This window comes from Thermopolyspora sp. NPDC052614, assembly GCF_040678635.1.
In the GTDB taxonomy this organism is placed as follows: domain Bacteria; phylum Actinomycetota; class Actinomycetes; order Streptosporangiales; family Streptosporangiaceae; genus Thermopolyspora.
This window is the reverse complement of the sequence record NZ_JBFATZ010000005.1, coordinates 370,594-391,584: the sequence shown is the minus strand read 5'-3', so window position 1 is coordinate 391,584 and position 20,991 is coordinate 370,594. Positions and strand designations below refer to the sequence as shown.

General features: G+C 71.1%; 22 protein-coding genes, 4 tRNA genes and 1 pseudogene. 17 read left to right on the top strand and 10 right to left on the bottom strand.

What is annotated here, in order from left to right; translation table 11 throughout:
• The gene (locus AB0K60_RS13915; protein ID WP_364053098.1) at positions 1-1,368 is read left to right on the top strand and encodes a YcaO-like family protein; all 1,368 of its coding nucleotides are present in this window, start codon (positions 1-3) and stop codon (positions 1,366-1,368) included.
• Positions 1,368-2,039: a TfuA-like protein gene (locus AB0K60_RS13910; RefSeq protein WP_364053095.1), complete on the top strand. Its 672-nt coding sequence runs from the start codon at positions 1,368-1,370 to the stop codon at positions 2,037-2,039. The genes AB0K60_RS13915 and AB0K60_RS13910 overlap by 1 nt, the downstream gene beginning before the upstream one ends.
• A 213-nt stretch (positions 2,040-2,252) precedes the next feature.
• Here AB0K60_RS13910 and AB0K60_RS13905 read toward each other — a convergent pair whose 3' ends face one another.
• Together AB0K60_RS13905 and AB0K60_RS13900 are read right to left on the bottom strand one after the other, a co-directional pair.
• Positions 2,253-3,668: a phenylacetate--CoA ligase family protein gene (locus tag AB0K60_RS13905; RefSeq protein WP_364053092.1), complete on the bottom strand. Its 1,416-nt coding sequence runs from the start codon at positions 3,666-3,668 to the stop codon at positions 2,253-2,255.
• Between the two features lie 68 nt (positions 3,669-3,736).
• Positions 3,737-4,180, bottom strand: coding sequence for a DoxX family protein (locus tag AB0K60_RS13900; protein WP_364053089.1), 444 nt, complete (start codon positions 4,178-4,180; stop codon positions 3,737-3,739).
• Between the two features lie 163 nt (positions 4,181-4,343).
• Here AB0K60_RS13900 and AB0K60_RS13895 point away from each other — a divergent pair, with 163 nt between their 5' ends.
• From AB0K60_RS13895 to AB0K60_RS13855, 9 genes and pseudogenes are all read left to right on the top strand, one after another.
• Positions 4,344-5,510 carry an SRPBCC family protein gene (locus AB0K60_RS13895; RefSeq protein WP_364053086.1) on the top strand — a complete coding sequence of 389 codons (1,167 nt, stop codon included), beginning with the start codon at positions 4,344-4,346 and terminating at the stop codon, positions 5,508-5,510.
• Positions 5,511-5,553: 43 nt separating this feature from the next.
• A pseudogene (gvpJ, locus tag AB0K60_RS13890) lies at positions 5,554-5,760 on the top strand (gas vesicle protein GvpJ); the annotation flags it as partial.
• Between the two features lie 223 nt (positions 5,761-5,983).
• A complete protein-coding gene (locus AB0K60_RS13885; protein WP_364053083.1) occupies positions 5,984-6,802 on the top strand; it encodes a GvpL/GvpF family gas vesicle protein in 819 nt (272 codons plus the stop codon).
• Positions 6,802-7,062, top strand: coding sequence for a gas vesicle protein GvpG (locus tag AB0K60_RS13880; protein ID WP_364053080.1), 261 nt, complete (start codon positions 6,802-6,804; stop codon positions 7,060-7,062). Before AB0K60_RS13885 ends, AB0K60_RS13880 begins: the two co-directional genes overlap by 1 nt.
• Positions 7,059-7,355, top strand: a complete 297-nt coding sequence (gene gvpO, locus AB0K60_RS13875) for a gas vesicle protein GvpO (protein ID WP_364053077.1) — start codon at positions 7,059-7,061, stop codon at positions 7,353-7,355. The genes AB0K60_RS13880 and gvpO overlap by 4 nt, the downstream gene beginning before the upstream one ends.
• A gap of 12 nt (positions 7,356-7,367) precedes the next feature.
• The gene (locus tag AB0K60_RS13870) at positions 7,368-7,805 is read left to right on the top strand and encodes a gas vesicle protein (RefSeq protein WP_364053074.1); all 438 of its coding nucleotides are present in this window, start codon (positions 7,368-7,370) and stop codon (positions 7,803-7,805) included.
• A gap of 111 nt (positions 7,806-7,916) precedes the next feature.
• On the top strand, positions 7,917-8,702 hold the full coding sequence (locus tag AB0K60_RS13865) for a GvpL/GvpF family gas vesicle protein (RefSeq protein ID WP_364053072.1): 786 nt from the start codon (positions 7,917-7,919) through the stop codon (positions 8,700-8,702).
• On the top strand, positions 8,699-8,929 hold the full coding sequence (locus AB0K60_RS13860) for a gas vesicle protein (RefSeq protein ID WP_364053069.1): 231 nt from the start codon (positions 8,699-8,701) through the stop codon (positions 8,927-8,929). The genes AB0K60_RS13865 and AB0K60_RS13860 overlap by 4 nt, the downstream gene beginning before the upstream one ends.
• On the top strand, positions 8,907-9,221 hold the full coding sequence (locus AB0K60_RS13855; protein ID WP_364053066.1) for a gas vesicle protein K: 315 nt from the start codon (positions 8,907-8,909) through the stop codon (positions 9,219-9,221). Before AB0K60_RS13860 ends, AB0K60_RS13855 begins: the two co-directional genes overlap by 23 nt.
• A gap of 155 nt (positions 9,222-9,376) precedes the next feature.
• Here the strand turns inward: AB0K60_RS13855 and AB0K60_RS13850 are convergent.
• The 3 genes from AB0K60_RS13850 to AB0K60_RS13840 form a co-directional block, all read right to left on the bottom strand.
• Positions 9,377-9,451, bottom strand: a tRNA-Val gene (locus AB0K60_RS13850).
• A gap of 12 nt (positions 9,452-9,463) precedes the next feature.
• A tRNA-Cys gene (locus tag AB0K60_RS13845) sits at positions 9,464-9,537 on the bottom strand.
• A 23-nt stretch (positions 9,538-9,560) separates the two neighbouring features.
• Positions 9,561-9,633: transfer RNA gene (locus AB0K60_RS13840), tRNA-Gly, on the bottom strand.
• A gap of 376 nt (positions 9,634-10,009) precedes the next feature.
• Between AB0K60_RS13840 and hutH the strand changes: the two genes are divergently transcribed.
• On the top strand, positions 10,010-11,572 hold the full coding sequence (hutH, locus tag AB0K60_RS13835; RefSeq protein ID WP_364053063.1) for a histidine ammonia-lyase: 1,563 nt from the start codon (positions 10,010-10,012) through the stop codon (positions 11,570-11,572).
• 65 nt (positions 11,573-11,637) lie between these two features.
• Here the strand turns inward: hutH and AB0K60_RS13830 are convergent, their stop codons facing one another.
• A complete protein-coding gene (locus tag AB0K60_RS13830; RefSeq protein WP_364053060.1) occupies positions 11,638-12,933 on the bottom strand; it encodes an NAD(P)-binding domain-containing protein in 1,296 nt (431 codons plus the stop codon).
• A gap of 57 nt (positions 12,934-12,990) precedes the next feature.
• Here AB0K60_RS13830 and AB0K60_RS13825 point away from each other — a divergent pair, with 57 nt between their 5' ends.
• The gene (locus AB0K60_RS13825) at positions 12,991-13,965 is read left to right on the top strand and encodes a LysR family transcriptional regulator (protein ID WP_364053057.1); all 975 of its coding nucleotides are present in this window, start codon (positions 12,991-12,993) and stop codon (positions 13,963-13,965) included.
• A 100-nt stretch (positions 13,966-14,065) separates the two neighbouring features.
• Positions 14,066-14,929 carry an aminotransferase class IV gene (locus AB0K60_RS13820; RefSeq protein ID WP_364053054.1) on the top strand — a complete coding sequence of 288 codons (864 nt, stop codon included), beginning with the start codon at positions 14,066-14,068 and terminating at the stop codon, positions 14,927-14,929.
• On the opposite strand, the gene AB0K60_RS13815 is transcribed toward AB0K60_RS13820, so the two are convergent.
• Positions 14,930-16,399, bottom strand: a complete 1,470-nt coding sequence (locus AB0K60_RS13815; protein WP_364053051.1) for a hypothetical protein — start codon at positions 16,397-16,399, stop codon at positions 14,930-14,932.
• A 79-nt stretch (positions 16,400-16,478) separates the two neighbouring features.
• On the opposite strand from AB0K60_RS13815, the gene AB0K60_RS13810 reads away from it, so the two are divergent.
• The gene (locus AB0K60_RS13810) at positions 16,479-17,114 is read left to right on the top strand and encodes a DUF305 domain-containing protein (RefSeq protein WP_364053048.1); all 636 of its coding nucleotides are present in this window, start codon (positions 16,479-16,481) and stop codon (positions 17,112-17,114) included.
• Positions 17,115-17,132: 18 nt separating this feature from the next.
• On the opposite strand, the gene AB0K60_RS13805 is transcribed toward AB0K60_RS13810, so the two are convergent.
• A complete protein-coding gene (locus AB0K60_RS13805; RefSeq protein WP_364053045.1) occupies positions 17,133-17,549 on the bottom strand; it encodes an SsgA family sporulation/cell division regulator in 417 nt (138 codons plus the stop codon).
• A gap of 488 nt (positions 17,550-18,037) precedes the next feature.
• On the opposite strand from AB0K60_RS13805, the gene AB0K60_RS13800 reads away from it, so the two are divergent.
• A tRNA-Val gene (locus AB0K60_RS13800) sits at positions 18,038-18,109 on the top strand.
• 881 nt (positions 18,110-18,990) lie between these two features.
• Here the strand turns inward: AB0K60_RS13800 and AB0K60_RS13795 are convergent.
• Complete coding sequence (locus tag AB0K60_RS13795) at positions 18,991-19,614, bottom strand: LysE family translocator (protein ID WP_364053042.1); 624 nt, start codon at positions 19,612-19,614, stop codon at positions 18,991-18,993.
• Positions 19,615-19,840: 226 nt separating this feature from the next.
• On the opposite strand from AB0K60_RS13795, the gene AB0K60_RS13790 reads away from it, so the two are divergent.
• Complete coding sequence (locus AB0K60_RS13790) at positions 19,841-20,395, top strand: SMI1/KNR4 family protein (RefSeq protein ID WP_364053039.1); 555 nt, start codon at positions 19,841-19,843, stop codon at positions 20,393-20,395.
• 141 nt (positions 20,396-20,536) lie between these two features.
• On the opposite strand, the gene AB0K60_RS13785 is transcribed toward AB0K60_RS13790, so the two are convergent.
• A complete protein-coding gene (locus tag AB0K60_RS13785; RefSeq protein WP_364053036.1) occupies positions 20,537-20,929 on the bottom strand; it encodes a VOC family protein in 393 nt (130 codons plus the stop codon).
• Positions 20,930-20,991 lie beyond the last annotated feature (62 nt).

The window sequence follows — 20,991 nt, the reverse complement described above, 5'->3', positions numbered from 1 at the left end:
ATGGAACTCCGCACCCGCGTGCCCAAGCACGAAGGGGCCGGCCCTCATCGTGAGGTGCCCGTCACCACCACCCTGGAGCGCCTGCGGCCGTACCTGCGCACGCTCGGCATCACCCGGATCGCCGACATCACCGGCCTGGACCGCGTCGGCATCCCCGTGTACAACGCGATCATGCCGCGCTCGCAGGAGCGGCTGTCCGTCTACAACGGCAAGGGGTCCACTCCCGCCGACGCGACGGCCTCGGCCGTGATGGAGGCCGTGGAACGGTTCTGCGCCTGGCAGCCGACGCGGGCCGACGCGATCGGCTCGTACGCCGACCTCGCCGCGTCCGGGCGGGCCGTGATGGATCCGGCCGCGTACAACCTGGCCCTTGAGCCCCGCTACCACCCCGATCTGCCGATCTGCTGGGTGGAGGGCTTCGACCTGATGGAGCAGGAGCCGGTGCTGGTGCCGCAGTGCCTGGCCGGCTACTACCACCGCTTTCACGAGATCCCCTGCTACACGATCACCACATCGAATGGGATCGCCTCCGGCAACACCCTGGAGGAGGCGGTCTGCCACGCGCTCGCCGAGGTGCTCGAACGCGACGACTGGACCATGGCCGAGCTGGTCGGCGACCGGCTGCGACGGACCATCAGGATGAAACTCGGCGCCGCCGCCCCGCCGGACGCCGACGAGTGGCTCGCCAAGCGCAACCCCGGAATCGACCTGAACACGCTGCCCCCTTCCGCACAGCGTTACGTCGAGGCGTTCCAGCGGGCGGGCGTGCGGGTCGTGCTGAAGTACGTCGCCGGTGACGGCACCGTCCCCACGATCGCCGCGCTCACCACCGAGGACGGCGGCGGCGCCCTGTCCGCCGCGCACGGCGGGTACGGCACGCACCCCGACGCCGAGGTCGCGGTGGCGCGCGCGCTCACCGAGGTCGCGCAGAGCAGGGCCGTGGACATCCAGGGCATGCGCGAGGACCTCAGCCAGGCCGGCGACCGGATCGCCGACTGGGACCGGCACGCCGCCCGCAGCGCCTCGGTCGACCTGTCCGCCTGGCCGTACGACGAGTCCGCGGCCCCGGTGAAGTTCGGCGATCTGCCGAGCAGCCCCGGCGACGACATCGCCGCCGACATCGCCGTGCAACTCGCCGAGCTGCGCCGCCGCGGCCTGCGCAGGGCGATCGTGGTGGACCGCAGCCTCCCCGGCCTCCCCGTCGCCGTGGCCCGAGTGATCGTCCCCGGCGCGGAGTCGTACGGCGTCGACCGCAGCAGGCTCGGCCCGAGGGCGAACGCCCGCTGGGACGCCGAGCTCAGGGAACTGATCCGCCGGCGCGACCAGGGTGCCGCCGGCGAAGGACGAGAGCGTGGAGAGGAACGCTGATGCGCGCCGTGGTCTTCGTCGGCCCGAGTGTCCCGCCCGATGCCGTCCGGGCGATCGTCGCCGACCGCGTCGAGACGCGCCCGCCGGTGCGCCGCGGCGACATCCAGGCCCTGTACGCCGACGGCGGCGCCCCGCCCACGCACATCGGCATCATCGACGGCCAGTTCTTCCAGGGATTGTCCATCTCGCCCAAGGAGATCCTCGCCGTGATGGACGAGCACCGGGCCAGAGTGTACGGTGCGGCCAGCATGGGGGCGCTGCGCGCCGCGGAGTTGCACCCCTGGGGCATGATCGGCGTAGGGGACATCTTCGAGATGTACCGGAGCGGGCGGGTCGACGCCGACGACGAGGTCGCCATCACCTACGACGAGGACACGATGCGCGCGCTGTGCGAACCGATGGTGAACATGCGCGTCGCCTTCGACGCGGCCGTGGCGCGTGGCGTGGTCCCCGCGCACGTCGGCGCGCTCGCCGTACGGACGGCCAAGCGCCTGTACTTCCCCGACCGGACCTACCGCCGGGTCCTCGACGAACTGGCCGGGGCGATCCCCGGCGACGACCACGCCCGGCTGTCCGGCTTCCTCCAGGGCGAGGACGTCCCCGACGCGAAACGCGCCGACGGCGTCGCCCTCCTCGACCTGATGCTGGCCGACCTGCGGGCGCAGGCGTGAGGGAGCCGGAAGCCATCGCAGGGGATGGGCGCGGCGTGCGGCGACGGCGTCCGTGGGCCGTACGCGAGCGCGTTCCTCCACCAGTGGCCGGGACGGCCGTCGCACCAGGGAGGCGCTGAGCCGCTCGGCCTCGCCGGGCTTGACGAGGGGACGGTTGATATCGCTGACATTTTGGGCGATATCAACGGCGCGGCCTCCGAGGCGCGCCGGCGGTCAGGTGGTCGCCGGGCGGGTGTAGCGGTGCTTGACGCCGGGCGGGAAGTACTCCGGATCGCCGATGGGGCGGGTCCGCACCAGCGGGCGCCGCTTGTGCTCGGGCACGTAGTTGGCGAACTCGCTGTTGAGCCGGAGCAGTTGCGCCTGGATGGAGTCGGTGAGGCGGTCGGCGACGTCCGGGGTCGCCTCGGCACCCGCGGCGAGTTCGACGGTGACGGCCAGCACCCGGTCGTGGGCGGCGTCCTCCAAGACCTCCAGGACGAATTTCCCGGTCACCAGGTCGCTGACGCCGGGCTGTTCCAGGCCGACGGTGATGTTCTCGGGGTAGACGTTGGCTCCGTAGAACGAGACGGTGAAATGGCTGCGGCCGAAAACGTACACGAAGGGGAGGCGCGGCCCGTCGGTTTGCGGGCGCAGCTCGTGCCGCCGCAGGAAGTCCATCATCCGCTCGTAGGCGATCAGCCCGCCTTCGTCGGCGATGTGGTAGCGGATGAGGGGGATGCCGCCGTCGCCGCTGAACGCCAGCGTTCCGTCGATCTGCTCGAAGAAACGCGCGCGCGGGTCGTACTGGACCAGGGTGGGCAGCCGTGACTCGCCGAACAGCTCCCGCGCGGCCTCGGGGCGCGCGGCCAGCAGCCGCCGGATCTCGATCGACAAGGGGGTCTCGTTGCCGAGCACGCCGGCGTCGGCCGTGCCGTACAGGGAGGCGGTGTCGCGGCAGGGATCGCTCATGCCGGCGCGCTCGGCCATGAGCGTGCGCCACTCCTCGCTGAACACCTCGCCCGCCGTGACGAGTTTGACGTTGTAGTCGGCCCAGGGCAGCCCCTCCGCCCGCCCGGCGTCCACGACGTCCTTCAGGAACGGCGGGTATCCCAGCAGCACGACCTGCTCGAAGTACGGCGCGAGCTGGGGCAGGACGCGCAGGATCTCGCGTTTGTCGTTGCCCGGCGCCACCGCCGTGATCCGGTATCCGCGCTCGGCGAGCCGGCGGCAGCAGCCGAGCGTGTAGAGGCCGCCGACCCAGGTGCCCAGCGCGAAGCAGATCACCGCCAGGGTGCGGCGCTCGTGCGCCCGGAAGGCGTCCCGGAAGACCTGCTCGAAGCGCGCGGTGACGGCCTCCTCGTCGGCGGCCGAGCGCGGCCAGAAGGACGGCTCCCCGGTGGACCCCGACGACACCGCGATCATCTCGCCGATCGCGCCGTCGCGGCACAGCTCGGGCAGCGCGTAGCGGCGCGTATATCCGGCCTTGTCGGTCAGCGGGAGGCGGGTGAACCGCTCGACGGTGGTGACCTCCGCGGGGTCGATCTCGTGCTCGCGCAGGAAGGCCGCGTAGGCGGGAACCGTGGTGGCGACCCGCCGGAAGAGGTCGAGGACGGCGGGGTCGGGTGCGGCGTGCTGGGGGACGTCGGCCATGCCCCAACTTTAGAGGTCATCCCGCCTTTCGCGTGTCGCGGCGTACCGGCCATGCGCGCTCGGCGGCGTCAGCGGTGGCGTTCGAGATGGCGGGAGCGGCGCGCGGCCGTGGGCGCGAGCAGATGATCGAGGCTGAATCGACCGGCTCCCGTCGCGGCGAGCAGCAGGCTCGCCGTCCCCAGCGCGATGACCAGTTCGGCGCCGCCCGCGTCGATGAAGATCCCCTTGCCGGAGTGCACGAACACGTACGCCCCGATCATGATCACGGTGAGCAGCGCCCCGGCGATCGGCACCACCAGACCGACGATCAGCGCTATGCCGCCGAGCAACTCCGCGAGCGCGACGAACCAGGCCGACAGCGTCGGCAGCGGCACCTCGGACTGCCCGAATCCCGCCGCCGTCTCGGCGAGGCCGTCGGTGACCAGCTTCCGCCAGCCGTGGGCGACGAAGACCACGCCGACGCCGATGCGAGCGATCAGGGCCACGATGTCGCGTACCAGGGCGGGGGCCATGGCCCCTCCTCTCGTGCAGGGATCGACTCTCCCGTCACCGGCCGCCTCGCCCCCAAACGGGGCATTTGTCTGTTTTATCCCCAAAGCTGTGTTTCTGTCCGGCTGTGGCGGGGCAGAGGGGTGGCGCCGCAGGTGGACGGGCACCGGGAGTGGGGGGCAGCTCATGGACGACGCGGGCAAGGTCGCCGAACAAGGACGGCAGGCGACAGAGGGAACGCCGGCGGAAGGCATCCTGAAGGAGTTGCCGGTCGACCGGCTCACCGGCGCCCTTCAGGACCTCGCCGTGGCCACGGCGGAGCGGGCGCTGACCACGGTCACCGGCAAGGTCGAGGGCCTGACCGGGCGCCTCGGCGACTACGCGGGCGGCGGCGGTTCGAGCCTCGTCAAGGCGGTCACCGGCTCGGGCGACTCGGTCGTCAAGGCGACCGTCGCGGGGGCGGCGAAAGGGGGCATCAAAGGCGGCCTGAAGGGCGGCCTCAAGGGGGCGATCAAGGGCCTCTTCGGCAAGTTCGGCAAGGGCGGCGACGGTTCGAGCGGCAAGAAACTCAAGGTCACCAACATCGTCGAGACCGTGGACGTCGGCGCGCCGCGCCGCGTGGTCTACAACCAATGGACGCAGTTCCAGCAGTTCCCGACGTTCATGAAGAAGGTCGAGAACGTCAATCAGGAGTCGGACGAGAAGCTGGCCTGGAAGGCCCAGGTCTTCTGGTCCCACCGTACGTGGCGGTCGACGATCCTCAGACAGGTGCCCGACGAGCGGATCATCTGGCGCTCCGAGGGGGACAAGGGCCACGTCGACGGCTCGGTGAGCTTCCACGCCCTCACCCCCGAACTCACCCGCGTCATGCTCGTCCTGGAGTACCACCCGCAGGGGTTCTTCGAGCGGACCGGCAACCTCTGGCGCGCCCAGGGCCGCCGGGCACGGCTGGAGTTCAAGCACTTCGCGCGGCACGTCATGACCCAGGTGATGGTGAATCCCGACGAGGTGGCCAAGGACGGCTGGCGCGGCGAGATCCGCGACGGCAAGGTCGTCGCCGATCACGAGAAGGGCCTCGCCGAAGAGCGGGCCGGAGAGGGGCCCGAAGAGCGGGAGGAGCCCGCCGAGGGCGGCGAGGAGGAGCCCGCGCGGGCACGGAAGCAGGCGCCGGAGGAGGCCGGCGAGAGCGAGCAGGAGGAACAGGAGGAAGAGAAGGCACCCGCCGGGGAGAAGGCGCGGGACCAGGCCGACCGGCCGACGAGCGAGGACGAAGGCGAGCGGCGGACCGCCGAGGAGGCGGAGGAGGAGCCGTACCGGCCCGTCCGCCGTACGGCGACGAAGGGCGGCAAGTGAGCGCCCGGCGGTGTGAGCGAGGAACGAGCAGAGGAATGACCACATGAGCGTGCAGCCGGTGGGGACCGGCGGCGCTGCCGAGCGCCGGTCCGCGACGGGACTGGCGGATGTAATCGACAGCATTCTGGACAAGGGCCTGGTAATCGACGCCTACGCGAGCGTTTCCCTCGTCGGCATCGAACTGCTGACCGTCAACGCACGCGTCGTGGTGGCCAGCGTGGACACGTACCTGCGCTTCGCCGAGGCCGTGAACCGCCTGGACCTGACGGAGAGCAGCGGCACGAGCCTGCCCGATCTGGTGGGCGAAGTGAGCAAGGGCGATGTGGGCAAGGGCGATATGGGCAAGGGCGCGGTGGCAGGCAAGGGCGCCGTCCAAGGGGCGCTGCAGGCCGCCGCGGACAAGCTGGGCGACGTAACCGGCGGCTCAGGGGAATCCCAGGAGGCCCCGGCCGGGCGGAAAGGGGAAGGCTGACATGTCCACCCCAAAGACCATCGAGGAGCGGCGGACGCCGGCCGGGGAGTCGCCCCAGAGCCCCCAGACCCCTCACGACAACATCTACCTGTACGGCATCGTGCCGTCGGACGTGGAGGTGGCCGAGAACACACACGGCGTGGGCGAGCCCGGCGTCGTGACGCTGATCCGGCACGGTGACGTCGCCGCACTCGTCAGCGACCTGCACCTCGTACGACCACTCGGCAGGCCCGAGGACCTGCTGGCACACGAGCGACTGCTCGACGCGACCGCCGCCGAGGTGCCGGTGCTCCCGATCCGCTTCGGCGCGGTGCTCACCGGCCCGGAGGCGGTGAGCGACCTGCTGGCCGCCCACCACGACGAGTTCGCCCGCGCGCTCGGCGAACTGGAGGGCAGGGTCCAGTACGTGGTCAAGGGCCGCTACGTCGAGCAGGCGGTGCTCCGGGAGGTGCTGGACGAGCACCCCGAGATCGCCGAACTCCGGGAACAGATTGAGGGCCGACCCGAAGCGGTCACCCGGCAAACGCGCATCCAGATCGGCGAGATCGTGGGCCGTGCGATCGAGGCCAGGCGCGAGGCCGACACGCAGGCGCTCGCGGCCGCCCTCGCCCCGGTGTGCGTGCTCATCTCGCCTCGCGAGCCGACCCACGACCAGGACGCCGCCCACCTGGCCGTCCTGGTGGACGCCGCGCGGACCGGCGAACTGGAGGAAATCCTCGACGGTTTCGCCGAGCACTGGACGGACCGCGTACGCCTGCGCCTGCTCGGGCCGATGGCGTCGTACGACTTCGTCCTGGGCCCGGGAGCCGGTGAGGGCTGATGGGACTGTTCAGCATCCTGTTCACCTGGCCGCTGGCCCCGGTCCGCGGCGTCGTCAGGCTCGGCGAGCTGATCCAGGAGCAGGTCGAGCGCGAGCTGTACGACCCGGCGGCCCTGCGGCGCGAGCTTGAGGCGATCGAGGAGGCCAGAGACGCGGGCCGCGTCTCGGAACAGGAGGCGGCACGCGCCACGGAGGACGTACTGGCGCGCATGACCAGCGGCCCCGCCACGCCCGCGCCGCCCCCGGGGAGGACGACATGACCCAGGAGAACGCCGGGCGGGCACGCGCCTCGCGCAGCCTGACCGCGGGCGCCGCAGGCACGGCCGGCCTGCGGCACATCACGGAACTGACCGGCCGTGAGCTGGAGGGCATCACGCTGGTGAAGCCGCAGGACGACGGATGGCTGGTGCACGTGGAGGTGGTGGAAGACCGCCGAATCCCGTCCTCGGGCGACGTCCTGGCGCTCTACGAGGCCGAACTGGACGCGGATGGCGGCCTGCTCTCCTACCGGCGGCTGCGCCGCTACCGGCGCGGCAGCGGCGACACGGGATGAGGTGACGCGACGATGGAACCCCTGAGACCCGCAGGGCCCGCCGTCCACGCGTCCCCAAGGGGGGCGGCCGGCCAGCGCGAACCGGCCAACCTGGCCGACATCCTGGAACGGGTGCTCGACCGCGGCGTGGTGATCGCGGGCGACATCCGAGTCAACCTCCTCGACATCGAACTCCTGACGATCAAACTGCGGCTGATCGTCGCCTCGGTCGACACCGCCAAGGAGATGGGCATCGACTGGTGGGAACACGACCCGTGGCTGACCGGCCGCAACGAGCACCTGGAGGCGGAAAACCGCCGCCTGCGCCGCCGCCTCGCCGAACTGGAGGACGCTCCACCGCGTGGCCGCGCCATACGGGCGACGGCGGAGCCCGAACCGGCGGAGGCGTACGACGACGAGTCGGAGCCCGCCCGGCGACGTCCCGAGACCGAGAGACGACATGACGGGTGAGGCGACATGACGGGTGAGGCGGGCACCTACCTCTACGCATTCGCGCGACACCGGATCCGCCCTGTCCGGCGGCCTCCCGAGATCGGGAGTTGGCATGACGGGTGAGGCGGCATGATGAGTGCGGCGGGCACCTACCTCTACGCGGTCGCGCGCGACGCCGGCCCCGTCCCGTCCGACGGCCTGACCGGCGTGGCGGGCACACCAGTGCGCCGAATCGGCCATCGCGGCCTGGCCGCGTACGTGAGCACCGTGCCGCTGGACCGGTTCGGCGAGGAGCCGCTGCGGCGGTCGATGGAGGACCTGGACTGGCTGGACGACACCGCCAGGGCGCACCACCGCGTCGTGGAGGCGGTCGCCGCGAGCGGTCCCACGGTCCCGGTGCGCCTCGTCACGGTATACGGCGGCGACGAGCAGGTCCGCGCCCTGCTGGAGCGGCGACGCGACGGCTTCAACCAGGCGCTCTCCCGCATCGCCGGACGGCGCGAGTGGGGCGTGAAGGTGTACGCCTCGCTGGCGGAACGAGCCCCGAAGCCGGGCGCGGCATCCGGAGCAGGCGGTCCCGGAGCCGCGTACCTCAAAAGGCGTCAGGCGGGCCTACGCAGCCGCGAGGAGCTATGGCGTCAGGCGAGCGCCCGCGCGGAACGGGCACACGAGAGCCTCGCCGCCGTCGCGACCGCCGCCCGGCTGCACCGCCCGCAGGATCCACGGTTGTCGGGACGCAGAGACCCGATGATCCTCAACGGCGCCTATCTCGTCGAGGAGGACCGAGGCGAGGAGTTCCGACGCGTCGTGGACGAGTTGCGGGCCGGAGGCGACGCGGTCGAACTCACCGGACCGTGGGCCCCCTACTCGTTCGCCGAACTGGACGACGAGCCGGGCAAAGGGGAAGAACCATGACGATCCAGGAATACGCCCGCGCCGAGCCGTACGCGAGGGAACGGCCGATCGCCGAGCGGCTGGCGCTGGTGGACCTGCTCGACCGGCTCCTCGCCGGTGGCGTCGTACTCAGCGGCGACCTCGTCATCTCGGTCGCGGACATCGACCTCGTCCGCGTCTCCCTACGCGCGTTGATCATGTCGGTACGGAACCCGGAGTGGCCGGATGACCACGGCGAACGACGGTAACCTCCAGCCGCGCCCGCCCCGGATCCGCATCGAGACCGACCCAGAGGCGGTCCAACGCGACCTCTCGCGGCTGGTACTCACCCTGGTGGAACTGCTGCGCCAGCTCATGGAACGCCAGGCCGTACGGCGAATGGAACAGGGCGACCTGTCCGACGAGCAGATCGAAAACCTGGGCCTGACCCTGATGCGCCTCGAGGAGGCCATGACCGAGCTATGCGAACGCTTCGACCTGTCCCCCGAGGACCTCAACATCGACCTCGGCCCACTCGGCACCCTCCTACCGCAGGAGTGATCGGCCGCCACCGGGGCCGGATCACGTGCGGGATCCGCACGTGACCTCTACCTGTACAAGGGGTCGGACAGCGATCTTCCGGGAGCACTCTGCTCCCGATTTGCCCCCGTTTCCATGGTCAACGATCTGGACTTGGAGGATCCCCAGGCCGTTGGTGGTGGGCGATACTGGGATTGAACCAGTGACCTCTACCGTGTCAAGGTAGCGCTCTCCCACTGAGCTAATCGCCCTCGCGCGGATGCTGGAGGTGGAGACGGGATTTGAACCCGTGTACGCGGCTTTGCAGGCCGCTGCCTCGCCTCTCGGCCACTCCACCGGGCGCGGCCTCACCGCTATCCGAGCGGACGACGGGATTCGAACCCGCGACCCTCACCTTGGCAAGGTGATGCTCTACCAACTGAGCCACGTCCGCGTGCTTCGGCCTGGAGTCTTGCGGCTCCCGGCCTCACACCGTGAACTCTAGCGAATTCCCGGCGACTCCCCAAACCGGAGCCCGCCGTACCCGCTGATCCCGCCGGAACGGGCACGACCACCCGGTGCCGGTTCACCCCGGTTCGACCGGATCGGGCCCGGCCCCGGTCGTGACCGCCGCATCGGACGAAGGCTTTGTCACAGCCGCGTCTGCGGGAACCGAGCGTGCGAGGGACGGTCTCCACGCGCTCCATCCGGGAGTCACACCCCATCGAGATGTAAGGGGCTAGCATGGTTTACGGACATTACGGATTGGGGTGTGCCCGTGGGGCACGCCTCGGGTAACCGCCCGCAGAACGTGGTAGGGGAGCTCTTCCATGCACGACAACGAGGTGCACGACAACGAGGTCGTGGACGTCGGTCCCGCGCCGCTCACCCCCGAGGACGTCGTCAGGGTCGCCCGGTACGGCGCGCCCGTACGCCTCACCGAAGACGCCGTCGCCGAAATGGCCGCGTCCCGCTCCCGCGTGGAGGAACTGGCCGAAGGCGAACTCCCCGCCTACGGCGTCTCCACCGGTTTCGGCGCCCTCGCCACCCGCCACATCCCCACCGAGCTGCGCGCCAGGCTGCAACGCTCGCTGGTCCGCTCCCACGCGGCCGGCTCCGGCCCCGAGGTCGAGACCGAGGTGGTGCGCGCGATGACGCTGCTGCGCCTGCGCACCCTCGCCACCGGCCACACCGGCGCCCGCCCCCGGATCGCCGCCACGCTGGCGGCCCTGCTCAACGCGCACCTGACGCCGATCGTGCACGAGTACGGCAGCCTCGGCTGCTCGGGCGACCTCGCCCCGCTCGCCCACGTCGCCCTGACGATCATGGGGGAGGGCCGGGTACGCGACGCCACCGGCGCGACCCGCGACGCCGCCGAGGCCCTCAAACAGGCCGGAATCGAGCCGGTCGAACTCGCCGCCAAGGAGGGGCTGGCGCTGATCAACGGCACCGACGGCATGCTCGGCATGCTGCTGCTCGCCGCCCACGACCTGGAACGCCTGCTGACCACCGCCGACATCGCCGCCGCGATGAGCGTGGAGGCGCTGCTCGGCACCGACCGCGTCTTCGCCGCCGACCTGCAGGCACTGCGCCCCCACCCGGGCCAGGCCGCCTCCGCCGCGAACCTGCGCGCCCTCCTCGCCGACTCAGAGATCATGGCCTCGCACCGCGACGGATCGTGCACCCGCGTCCAGGACGCCTACTCGCTGCGCTGCGCCCCCCAGGTCGCCGGGGCCGCCCGCGACACCCTCGACCACGCCCGCGCCGTCGCCGCCCGCGAGCTCGCCTCCGCCATCGACAACCCCGTCGTCCTCGCCGACGGCCGAGTGGAGTCCAACGGCAACTTCCACGGCGCCCCCGTCGGCTACGTGCTGGACTTCCTCGCCATCGCCGCCGCCGACCTCGCCTCGATGTCCGAACGCCGCACCGACCGCATGCTCGACGTCGCCCGCTCCCACGGCCTGCCCGCGTTCCTCGCCGACGACCCGGGCGTCGACTCCGGCCACATGATCGCCCAATACACCCAGGCGGCCATCGTCTCCGAGCTGAAACGCCTCGCCGTACCGGCCTCCGCCGACTCGATCCCCAGCTCGGCCATGCAGGAGGACCACGTCTCCATGGGCTGGTCCGCCGCCCGCAAACTCCGCCGCTCCCTCGACGGCCTCACCCGCGTACTCGCCATCGAGATCCTCACCGCCGCCCGAGCCCTCGACCTGCGCCGCCCGCTCCGCCCCGCCCCGGGCACCGCCGCCGTCGTAACCGCCCTCCGCGACTCCGTCCCCGGCCCAGGCCCCGACCGCCACCTCGCCCCCGAGATCGAGGCCACCGTACGCCTGGTCGCCGACGGCACCCTGATCCGCGCCGCCGAATCCGCCGCGGGCCCCCTGCGCTGACTACGGCCGACCGCCTCGGCTCTCCCGGCGCCCCGCAGAGGGTGACGGGGCGCCGGGACCGGGTGTCACCTGGGGATGGCCGCCACCACGTCCACCTCGATGAGCAGGCCGGGGCGGAACAGGCGGGGCACCTCCACCGTGGTGCTCGTCGGGGGCTCGCCGGTCATGCGCCGCATGCGTACGGCCCCGTACTCCCGCAGGCGGGAGATGTCGGTGAGGTAGCTGCGCATGTTCACCACGTCGTGGAACGTGCAGCCCTGGTCGGCCAGGATGCGTTCGAGGCAGTCGAAGACGAACTCCGACTGGGCGGCCAGGTCGCCCTCGCCGACGACCTTGCCATTCTCGTCCAGCGCCGCCTGGCCGGACACGAACAGCAGGTCGCCGGTGCGGATGGCGTGCGCGTAGTGCCCGGCGGGGGCGGGGATCGACGGCGGGTTGATACGCACCGCGTGACGAGTGTCGTCTGAGGCGGTCGCGGAACTCGGCGCGCTGGACGCGGGGGCGGGCGCGGCGTCGCCCGACGCGGTCTCGGTGGCGAGTACGCGGGTGGGGGAGGGCAGGGCGCCGGAGGCGAGGGCGGCGGTCAGGTCGTGGTCGCCGTGGCCGGCGGTGGTCGCGGCGAGCAGGCGGTCGCGGGCGGCGGCGGCGAGGGTGAGGGACGGGTGGGCGGCCAGGCCGAGGTCCTTGGCGGCGAGGTCGAGGGCGTACCCGGCCCTGGTGGGGGCGGATTCGGCGGCCTGCCGCAGGCGTGCGGCGAGGGGGCCGAGGAAGGTGCCGTCGAGCACCTCGGCGAGGGCGTCCCGGGGTACGCCGGCCGCGTCCGCGTACGCGAACGTCTCGGCGAGGAGCACCTGCGCGGGCACCAGGGCGCTCATCACGGCGAGCTTCAGCGCGGCGCCGGCGCCAAGCGGGCCCGCGTGCCGTACCCGGCCGAAGACCTCCAGCACCTCGCGGCAGCCGGACAGGTCGGACAGGTCGCCTCCGGCCAGGACCGTGAGCGTGCCCTCGGCGGCGGGTCCCACGCTGCCCAGCACCGGGGCGTCCACCAAGCGCACCTCCGCGGGAAGCAGGGCGCGCAGCCGCGCCACCGCGTCGGGGCCGATCGTCGACATCTCCACCACGGTCGTGCCCGGGCGCAGCCCCGGCAGCGCCTCGGCGAGCACCGACGCCACCGCGTCGCCGTCGCGCAGCATCGTGATCACAAGATCGGCGTCGGCGACCGCGGCGGCGGGGGAGGGGGCGGTGACCGCGCCGTCGATCGTGCGCGGCGTCCGGTTCCACACGGTCGTCCTGTGCCCGGCCGCGACCAGCCGCCGGGCCATCGGCGCGCCCATACGTCCAAGTCCGAGGAAAGCAATCATGCGATTACGCTAAAAACCCCGAAGCCATTCCACCAATGAATTGTTCGTATGCTCGGCATGCCCGGGAGGAATGTGTACGAGACCGACGCCCTTCGCCTTCTCGACGCCGTCGCCCGCACCGGATCGTTCACCGCCGCGGCCGACGAGCTCGGCTACACCCAGTCGGCGGTGTCGCGCCGGATCGCGTCGCTTGAGCACCGCGCCGGCGGGCCGCTGTTCGAACGGCTGCCCCGGGGCGTACGGCTGACGCCCGCCGGGGAGCTGCTGCACCGGCACGCCCGGGAGGTGCTCGACCGGCTCGCCCACGCCCACGCCGAACTGACCGCGCTGCACGCGGGCACGGCCGGGCCGCTGCGCGTCGGCGCGTTCGCCACGGCCGCCGCCGCGCTGCTGCCCGCGACGGTACGAGCGTTCAGGGCGGCCTGCCCGGGCGTCGAGGTCGGCATCGCCGAGGGCCTGAGCCGGGAACTGATGGCCCGGCTCCGCGACGGCGACCTCGACATCGCCGTCGTAAGCGACTACCCCCTCGGCCTCGAACCGCCCGAAGGGACCCGGCTGCAGGCCATCCTCGAGGACGAACTGCTCGTGGCGCTCCCCGCCGACCACCCGCTCGCCGGCCGCGCCGCCGTCGACCTCGCCGAGCTGCGCGACGCCAACTGGATCGAGGGCGCGCCGCCCGCCCGCGAGACGCTGCTGGTCACCTCCTGCCGCCGGGCCGGGTTCACCCCACGGGTCGGCGTCCGCATCGGGGAGTGGACGGGCAAGCTCGGGTTCGTCGCGGCGGGCCTGGGCGTCACCCTGGTGCCGCGGATCATGGCCCCGGCGGTCCGCCCCGACGTCGCGTTGTGCTCGCTCGGCGCGTCGGCGCCCCGCCGTACCGTGTTCGCGGCCCTGCCCGCCGCCGCGCCGCTCCCGGCCGCCCGCACCCTGCTGCGGCTGCTCACCGAGACGGCCCGCGCGTACGGCGGACCCGAGCGCGTGGCGGCCGCGGACCCGGGCGTGTCGGCCGGGCCGCCTGCCGTACGGGAATAGCCTGGGAACGCGACGCGGAGCGGGAAGGAGCCGGTGCCGCCCCGCGTCCCCGGCCGAGGCGCCGGACGAAGCGACCGCGCCGGCGAGGAGGCGACGACAGGTGACGAGCACGGTTCCCATCTGGGTCAACGGGGAACTCGTTGACCCGGCCGAGGCGACGGTCTCGGCGTTCGACCACGGCCTGCTGGTCGGAGACGGGGTCTTCGAGACCATCAAGAGCGTGCGGGGCGAGGCGTTCGCGCTCACCCGGCATCTGGACCGGCTCGCCGTCTCCGCCAAGCGCATGGACCTGCCGCCGCCCGACATGGCGGCCATCGCCGGGGGCGTGCGCGCCTGCCTGGCCGCCGCCCCGCCGTGGGAGCTCGGCCGCATACGCATCACCTACACCAGCGGCCCCGGCCCGCTCGGCTCCGACCGCGGCCCGGGCGGCGGCACCGCGATCGTGATCGTGGCCGAGCAGCCGCGGCTGCCCGCCACCGCCGACGTCGCCGTGCTGCCGTGGCCGCGCAACGAGCACGGCGTGCTCGCCGGGGTCAAGAGCACCTCGTACGGGGAGAACGCCCGGGCGCTCGCCTACGCGAAGGAGCGCGGCTGCGGCGAGGCGATCTTCGGGAACGTCGCCGGCGACCTGTGCGAGGGCACCGGCAGCAACGTGTTCGTCGTCACCGGCGGGCGGCTGGTCACCCCGCCGCTGTCGGCGGGCTGCCTGGCCGGGGTGACCCGCGCCCTCGTGCTGGAGTGGTTCGGCGGCGAGGAGGCCGACGTGCCGCTGTCGGCCCTGTACGAGGCCGACGAGGCGTTCCTGACCTCGACGACCCGCGACGTGCAGCCGATCCGGCTGGTCGACGGCTCCGGCGATCCGGGGCGCGGGGCCAAGGTGGAGCTGCCGGCCGTACCGGGGCCGATCACCGCCGAGGCGATGGAGGTGTTCGCCGGGCGCGCCGCCGCCGACCTCGACCCGTGATCAGCTCTCCGGGTACGACGTCTGGGTCTGGGCGTTGAGCTCCTTCATCGTGACCTTCGCGGCCGGGTCGGTCAGCGGGTCGTCGATGCGGATCACGTCCAGGCCCTTGGTGATGTCGCTGGAGTAGATGTAGCCGTTGTAGTAGTAGGCCGACCAGGAGCCGCCGATGCCGCCCTCGTCCTCGCCGAGTGGGCCGCGCTCGAAGTAGCCGATCTCCTTGGGCCGGTCCGGATCGGAGAAGTCGATCACCGACACCCCGCCCAGGTACCAGGACTGGACCATGATGTCCTTGCCAGGCACCGGGATGAGCGAGCCGTTGTGCGCCACGCAGTTCTCCGACTGCGTCTGCTCCCGCGGGATCTTGAAGAAGCCGCGCCGCCGCAGCTTGCGGTCGGGCGTGATGTCGTACACGGCGTCGGCGCCCCGGGTGGGCCCGGTGCCGCGGTCGCAGGTGGGCGCGACCCCGCCGCCGAGCTCGTCGCCGAAGACGACCCGCTCGGCGTCGTTGTCGAAGATCGCCCAGTGCCAGATGGAGAAGTTCTCGGTGTCGGAGACCTCCTGGAGCACCCTGGGGTGCACCGGGTCGGAGATGTCCATCAGAATGCCGTTGCCCAGGCAGGCCCCCGCCGCGAGGTCCTTCTCCGGGTAGACGGTGATGTCGTGGCACCCGGTGGTGTCGGCGCCCTCCTCGCCCACCTCGTTCTCGGTGAGCCCGCCGTCGGCGAACAGCACCGGCTGCGCCACCACCTTCGCCTCCTGCGGCGCGTCGAGCGGCACCTCGACGATGGAGATGCTGTCGTGCGGCGGCTGGCAGTTCGGCGCGCCCGGAAGCGGGCCGAACGAGGAGACGTAGACGTACACCTTGTCCTTGTTGTCCCCCTTGCCCGGCACGAGCGTGTGGGTGTGCGAGCCGCAGGACGTGGGGATCGCCTTGACGTACCTGGGCTTGGCCTTGTCGCTGATGTCGAAGATCCGCAGGCCCTCCCAGCCGGAGAGCGGGTCGCCGCGCCCGCTCTCGCAGGTGTCGCCGGAGCGGGGTTCGTCGATCGACAGGATCAGCAGGTGGCCCGTGACCGAGATGTCGTTCTGCCCGCCGGGGCAGTGCACCCGTGAGACGATCTTCGGCTTGGTCGGGTCGCTGATGTCATGGACGGTGAAGCCCTCGTAGTTGCCCGTGAAGACGTAGTCGCCCTGGAAGGCCAGGTCCGTCCCCCAGTCCTCTCCCCGTTCGAAGGGCGCGCCGAGCGGCACGTTCGCCACGAGCCTCATGTTGGGGCTGGTCCCGATTTGATCCAGCTTGAGCGCCGTGCCGGAGAGCCCGGCGGAGGCGGAGGCCGAGGAGTCCGGCGTCGTCGCCGAGCCGCCGGTCTCGGGCGCCGCCGAGGGTTCGGGCGTCCCGCTCGCGCATCCCGCCAGCACCAAGATCCCCGCGCTCAGCAGTGCGCCCGCGGCGGTCCGCCACCTTCTCACATCGCCCCCATCGAGTCTCGCATTGTGCCCCAGTATGGAAACTATGTCGGGTTGGCGAGTCGCGGGCGGGCTTTTCGTGATGATTGCCGTGTTGTCGGTGGCGGGCGCGTGCTCCGGGGATCCGTCCGAGGGGGAGCGGCCGCGCGTGGCGGGCGGCGACGCGCCCGTGATCGTCCCCGGCGGCCCGGGGGACGCAGGCCGTACGGCGACCCCGGGGGAGCGGCTGGGAACCGCCCAGGCGCGCCTCACGGCCGCCGACGTCCTGTTCGCCGAGGCGATGGTCCCGCACCACCGCCAGGCCCTGGAGATGGCCGCCCTCGCCCCCGAGCGGGCCGCCGACAAGGAGGTCAAGGCCCTCGCCGCCCGGATCTCCGCCGGCCAGGGCCCCGAGATCAAAGTGATGTCGTCGTGGCTGCGCGCCCTCGGCCGCGAGGCGCCCACCGGGCACGGCGGCCACGCCGCCGCGTCCCCCCAGGCGTACGGCATGGCGACCGCCGACCAGCTCAACCGGCTGCGCGCGGCACGCGGACCCGAGTTCGACGACCTCTTCCTCCGCCTGATGATCACCCACCACGAGGGCGCCGTACGCATGTCGGCCGAGGAACTACGCTCCGGCGCGGACCGCGTAATGCTCAAAATGGCGCAAGACATCCAAAACGGTCAGCGCATCGAAATCTCACGCATGCGCGCCCTGCGGGCCAAGATCGCCGACTAGCACGGGCCGCCGTGCCGCTCAGGAACTCCACAACATGTTCGACAGTTCCTCGTCGAGATCCATGAAGTCGGTCTCCCGCCCCGCCGGCACCAGCTCATAGGTGCGGTGCAAAAACTCCGTCAGCGGCGCCAGCGGCACCTCGAAAAGCGCCTGCCCGAACGGCGAGGTCAGGCTGATGTTCAGCGTCCGCTCCCCGTCGGACCGCGCCGGCCACACCTGCACGTCCCCATCGCCCACCCGCCGGACGATGCCCACCGTCAGCAGCTCCCGCGCGAAGATCCACTCAACCGGCTCGTCGTTGCCCACGTGGAAGGCCATCCTGATCGCGTACGGGTCGGTCGCGGTGTAGCTCAACCCCGCGAGCAGAGGCACGGTGGCACGGTCGGGGACCACAAGCCGAAGGACCAGCTCGGCGGAGACGGTGGTGCTGTTCATCGTCAGCCAAACCTTTTCGTCGTCGGGTCCCCCGTACAGGGGCTTGCTCTGCTCCAACGGACCTCGTCCAGAGCCCATGACATCAGAACGAAGAAACCTCCAGGAAGGATTCCGCTCCCGGCCCCTCCTGTAACGCGCCTCCCAGCGCGACATTTAGGGTACTACCTGCGCAAACATGGACAGACCACCCCAAGTTTGCCCAGCTTTTGCGTGTCCTACCGCCCTCCCCATTGAGGTGCCTCGTCCTGTGGTCCAGGCCATGCGTTCCGGTTGAGTGTGGAGCATGACGATGCTATGCCACCAGAGCCCCTCACAGTGGGTCTCCGGCCAACCTTTCCTCCCCGAGTCGCGATTCCCCCCACCCACACCCTCCCCACCCCACCCCCCACAGGCCCCGCACCCGCGACCCACCCCGCCAATCGCTTCGCGACCACACCCTCAGGTGCGGTATGGTTTTCCCGTCGGCGCCACACGGCACCGGCCATCCCGGGCGATTAGCTCAGCGGGAGAGCGCTTCGTTCACACCGAAGAGGTCACTGGTTCGATCCCAGTATCGCCCACCCAGCTCGAAGGCCACTTGCGATCACCGCAGCCTTTTTGATCTTCTGGGTGACTAGGTGAGTGACCAAGGCTCGTCGGCGCCCGTCGAGAAGACGGCGTTCATGGCCTCTGCCCCCTCCAGGATGACCGGGCGGATCTGCTTGCGGTACACCTTCTCCGTCACAGTGGTCTTGCCGGCCCCGTTGCTGCCGATGAAGCCGAAGATCTTCCGGCGGGGACGGTGAAGGACATGCGATCGAGCGCCAGGCGGTCGCCGTAGCGTCTCGATATCGAGTCAATGGACAGGGCTTTCACCTGCGACCTCCCATGTTCGCGCGCTGACCGTCTGCGCGTTCCCCGCCGTCGGCGGCGTCGGCGCCTTCGTCCCGCCGGGGCGTCTCGGCGACCGGCGGGATCCGTCATGGTGATTCCTTATGGGAACAGTAATCCAAAGAGAATGAACTTGCCGAGTACTGGCGGGACGGCGGCCTCGACGCCGTACGGGTGCGTCGAGTACGCGATTACAGCAGTGCGCTCACCGGGGCGGGTCGGCGGCAGGCCGGCCATCTCGCGGGCCGGGCTCCAGACAGCTCAGGTCGGGCTCTTCGTGGACGATCCGGTACATTGCACGACATCGGAAACCCCCTGAATTTACGGTTCAGGGGGGTTTCTCGGAGTATTGGCGCTGGCGGGCGCGGACGTGGCCGCAGGACGATCCGCAGCATGTGCGGGACGTACTGGAGCTGCGTTACCACGCGCACGCGGCCGGTGACGTGCCGAGCCCGATGCTCTTGACCAGCAGGCTGGTGCCGTTCCCGGCGAAGGCCCACTGCCGAGAAGCAAGGCGTTCGCTGCCGATGCTCGCTCGGCACGGGGCAGGCACGACCCCGTACGGGCCCGATCAGGTGCCTTCGGTGGCCAGCCGTGCGCCGAAACCGAGCAACGCCGTGCCGATCACGGCGTCAAGCGCCCGCCGTACCGCATGCCGGGAGAGCACCACCCGCACCCGGTCCAGGATCGCGACGACGACCAGGAGACAGATGAGGGCCAGCACGGCGTGGCTCAGCGCGAACAGCAGCAGCACGAACAGCCCCGCGTCCGGCGTGATGAACTGCGGCAGCACCGCCAGATAGAACATCAGCACCTTCGGATTGGTGATGTTCGACAGGAAGCCCTCCCGCCAGCCGCCGCGGGCCGCGGCGGCGGTGCCGTCGCCGGTGATCGGCCGGTAGTACCCTCGCACCGCCGAACGCAGCGTCTGCACTCCCAGGTAGACCAGGTAGAGCACACCCGCCCACTTCACCGCCTGGAACACGGGCTGAACCTGCGTGATCAGGATGCCGAGACCGGTGGCGGCCGCTCCGCCCTGCAGCGCGGCGGAGAGGCTCACGCCTGCGGAGCACCAGACGCCGCGCCGCCGCCCGCCCGCCAGGGTGTTCTTCGTGACCACGGCGAAGTCGGGGCCGGGGATGAGCGCCAGCACCGTCGCAAAGGCGAGGAAAGCACCATATGAGGACCAGTTCACCTTTGACAGGCTAGAGGTCAACGTATCGCCCAGTCGCGGGGGCGTATGGGCAGGCCGAGCGGTGGTGCCGTCGCTCGCCGGCCATTCGGGAGGAGATCGGCGACCGAGCCGGTGTCGCCGTGACCATGCACCATTTGGGGTCCCATACCGGAAAGTTGTCGGGAGGGGGCCCTAGCGCTTATGCCGCAAGTGCGGCAGCCACTCGAAACCGGATATCTTCCTCACCGTGAGTGCCCGATACGCGTGGTCTGAACTCTTCCCTGCGAGGCATCCGGCGGCCGAGGATCCTTATCGCTCAGCGTTGAATGTCGACAGCGATCTACATCCCCCGGCCACCGAGGCGGAAATCAGTCGGCTTGAAGCGCGATTGGGCATGGAGCTGCCGCCGAGTTACCGGCGGTTTCTCCTGTTCTCCAACGGGTGGGGTAACGCCGATGACTGCTGCCTGCTAGGCGTTGAGGAAATCGGCCGGCTTCGCGATGTCGACCCCTCGGCGGCCGAGAGCTGGTCAGAACCCAAGCCCGAGGACTCATGGAGCGTGCCCGACGAGCTCTACTTCGTCTACGGACGCGAGCAGGCCTCCGGCAATATGAGAGGGGAGTATGTATCCGACACCCTCCTGGTCGGGTATTGGGACGACGGAGTCGTGCTCCTCAACCCTCACGTCAAAACTCCGGAAGGTGAGTGGGAAGCCTGGTATCTCGCGCCTTGGCTGGCCGGTGCCAGGCGTTTCACGTCTTTCTGGGACCTCGTTGCGCACGAGCTCAGGAGCGGTGCCTGAGGGGGCACCGGCCGGGTGTACTCGGCCAGGGCGTTGGTGACGGTCGGCTGATCGGCGGAAGACCGTCCAGTGCGCTGTGACGCGGTCGGGTGTTGTGGCGGTCACGGTGGCGGCAGGCCCGTACGCGGGCCTCGACGAAGGTCAGGCCGGGCCGAGGAGGTCCCAGCGGTTGCCGGTGATGTCCAGGAATACGGCGACCCGGCCGTAGGGCTCTGCGCGCGGTGTGGTGACGAACTCGACTCCTGCGGAGGTCATTCGCTCGTAGGCGGCGTCGAAGTCGTCTACGCGGAGGAAGAAGCCGACTCTGCCGGCTGCCTGGTTGCCCACTGCCGACTGCTGGCGTTCTCCGTCCGCGCGGGCGAGGAGGATGCCTGTTTCCGCTCCTGGAGGTCGGACGACGACCCAGCGTTTCGGGCGGCCGTCGTTTGTCAGGGAGGGGGAGTCTTCGACCAGGTCGAAGCCGAGTACGTCGACGAAGAACCTGATGGCAGGGTCGTAGTCGTGCACGACCAGCGTCACGAGATCGATGCGCATGTTTCTCCCGGAGGTCGCCGCCCGTCCACGGGGCCTCGATGGTGTGGTGTCGTTCGGCCAGT

What these genes read in the sequence shown, in the direction of transcription:
- AB0K60_RS13785 (WP_364053036.1), bottom strand. Translation starts at nt 20,929, where the DNA reads ATGCGCATCGATCTCGTGACGCTGGTCGTGCACGACTACGACCCTGCC.
- AB0K60_RS13810 (WP_364053048.1), top strand. Translation starts at nt 16,479, where the DNA reads ATGATTGCCGTGTTGTCGGTGGCGGGCGCGTGCTCCGGGGATCCGTCC.
- hutH (WP_364053063.1), top strand. Translation starts at nt 10,010, where the DNA reads ATGCACGACAACGAGGTGCACGACAACGAGGTCGTGGACGTCGGTCCC.
- AB0K60_RS13910 (WP_364053095.1), top strand. Translation starts at nt 1,368, where the DNA reads ATGCGCGCCGTGGTCTTCGTCGGCCCGAGTGTCCCGCCCGATGCCGTC.
- AB0K60_RS13885 (WP_364053083.1), top strand. Translation starts at nt 5,984, where the DNA reads ATGTCCACCCCAAAGACCATCGAGGAGCGGCGGACGCCGGCCGGGGAG.
- AB0K60_RS13855 (WP_364053066.1), top strand. Translation starts at nt 8,907, where the DNA reads ATGACCACGGCGAACGACGGTAACCTCCAGCCGCGCCCGCCCCGGATC.
- AB0K60_RS13825 (WP_364053057.1), top strand. Translation starts at nt 12,991, where the DNA reads ATGCCCGGGAGGAATGTGTACGAGACCGACGCCCTTCGCCTTCTCGAC.
- AB0K60_RS13905 (WP_364053092.1), bottom strand. Translation starts at nt 3,668, where the DNA reads ATGGCCGACGTCCCCCAGCACGCCGCACCCGACCCCGCCGTCCTCGAC.
- AB0K60_RS13870 (WP_364053074.1), top strand. Translation starts at nt 7,368, where the DNA reads ATGGAACCCCTGAGACCCGCAGGGCCCGCCGTCCACGCGTCCCCAAGG.
- AB0K60_RS13900 (WP_364053089.1), bottom strand. Translation starts at nt 4,180, where the DNA reads ATGGCCCCCGCCCTGGTACGCGACATCGTGGCCCTGATCGCTCGCATC.
- AB0K60_RS13860 (WP_364053069.1), top strand. Translation starts at nt 8,699, where the DNA reads ATGACGATCCAGGAATACGCCCGCGCCGAGCCGTACGCGAGGGAACGG.
- AB0K60_RS13865 (WP_364053072.1), top strand. Translation starts at nt 7,917, where the DNA reads ATGATGAGTGCGGCGGGCACCTACCTCTACGCGGTCGCGCGCGACGCC.
- AB0K60_RS13915 (WP_364053098.1), top strand. Translation starts at nt 1, where the DNA reads ATGGAACTCCGCACCCGCGTGCCCAAGCACGAAGGGGCCGGCCCTCAT.
- AB0K60_RS13880 (WP_364053080.1), top strand. Translation starts at nt 6,802, where the DNA reads ATGGGACTGTTCAGCATCCTGTTCACCTGGCCGCTGGCCCCGGTCCGC.
- gvpO (WP_364053077.1), top strand. Translation starts at nt 7,059, where the DNA reads ATGACCCAGGAGAACGCCGGGCGGGCACGCGCCTCGCGCAGCCTGACC.
- AB0K60_RS13895 (WP_364053086.1), top strand. Translation starts at nt 4,344, where the DNA reads ATGGACGACGCGGGCAAGGTCGCCGAACAAGGACGGCAGGCGACAGAG.
- AB0K60_RS13805 (WP_364053045.1), bottom strand. Translation starts at nt 17,549, where the DNA reads ATGAACAGCACCACCGTCTCCGCCGAGCTGGTCCTTCGGCTTGTGGTC.
- AB0K60_RS13830 (WP_364053060.1), bottom strand. Translation starts at nt 12,933, where the DNA reads ATGATTGCTTTCCTCGGACTTGGACGTATGGGCGCGCCGATGGCCCGG.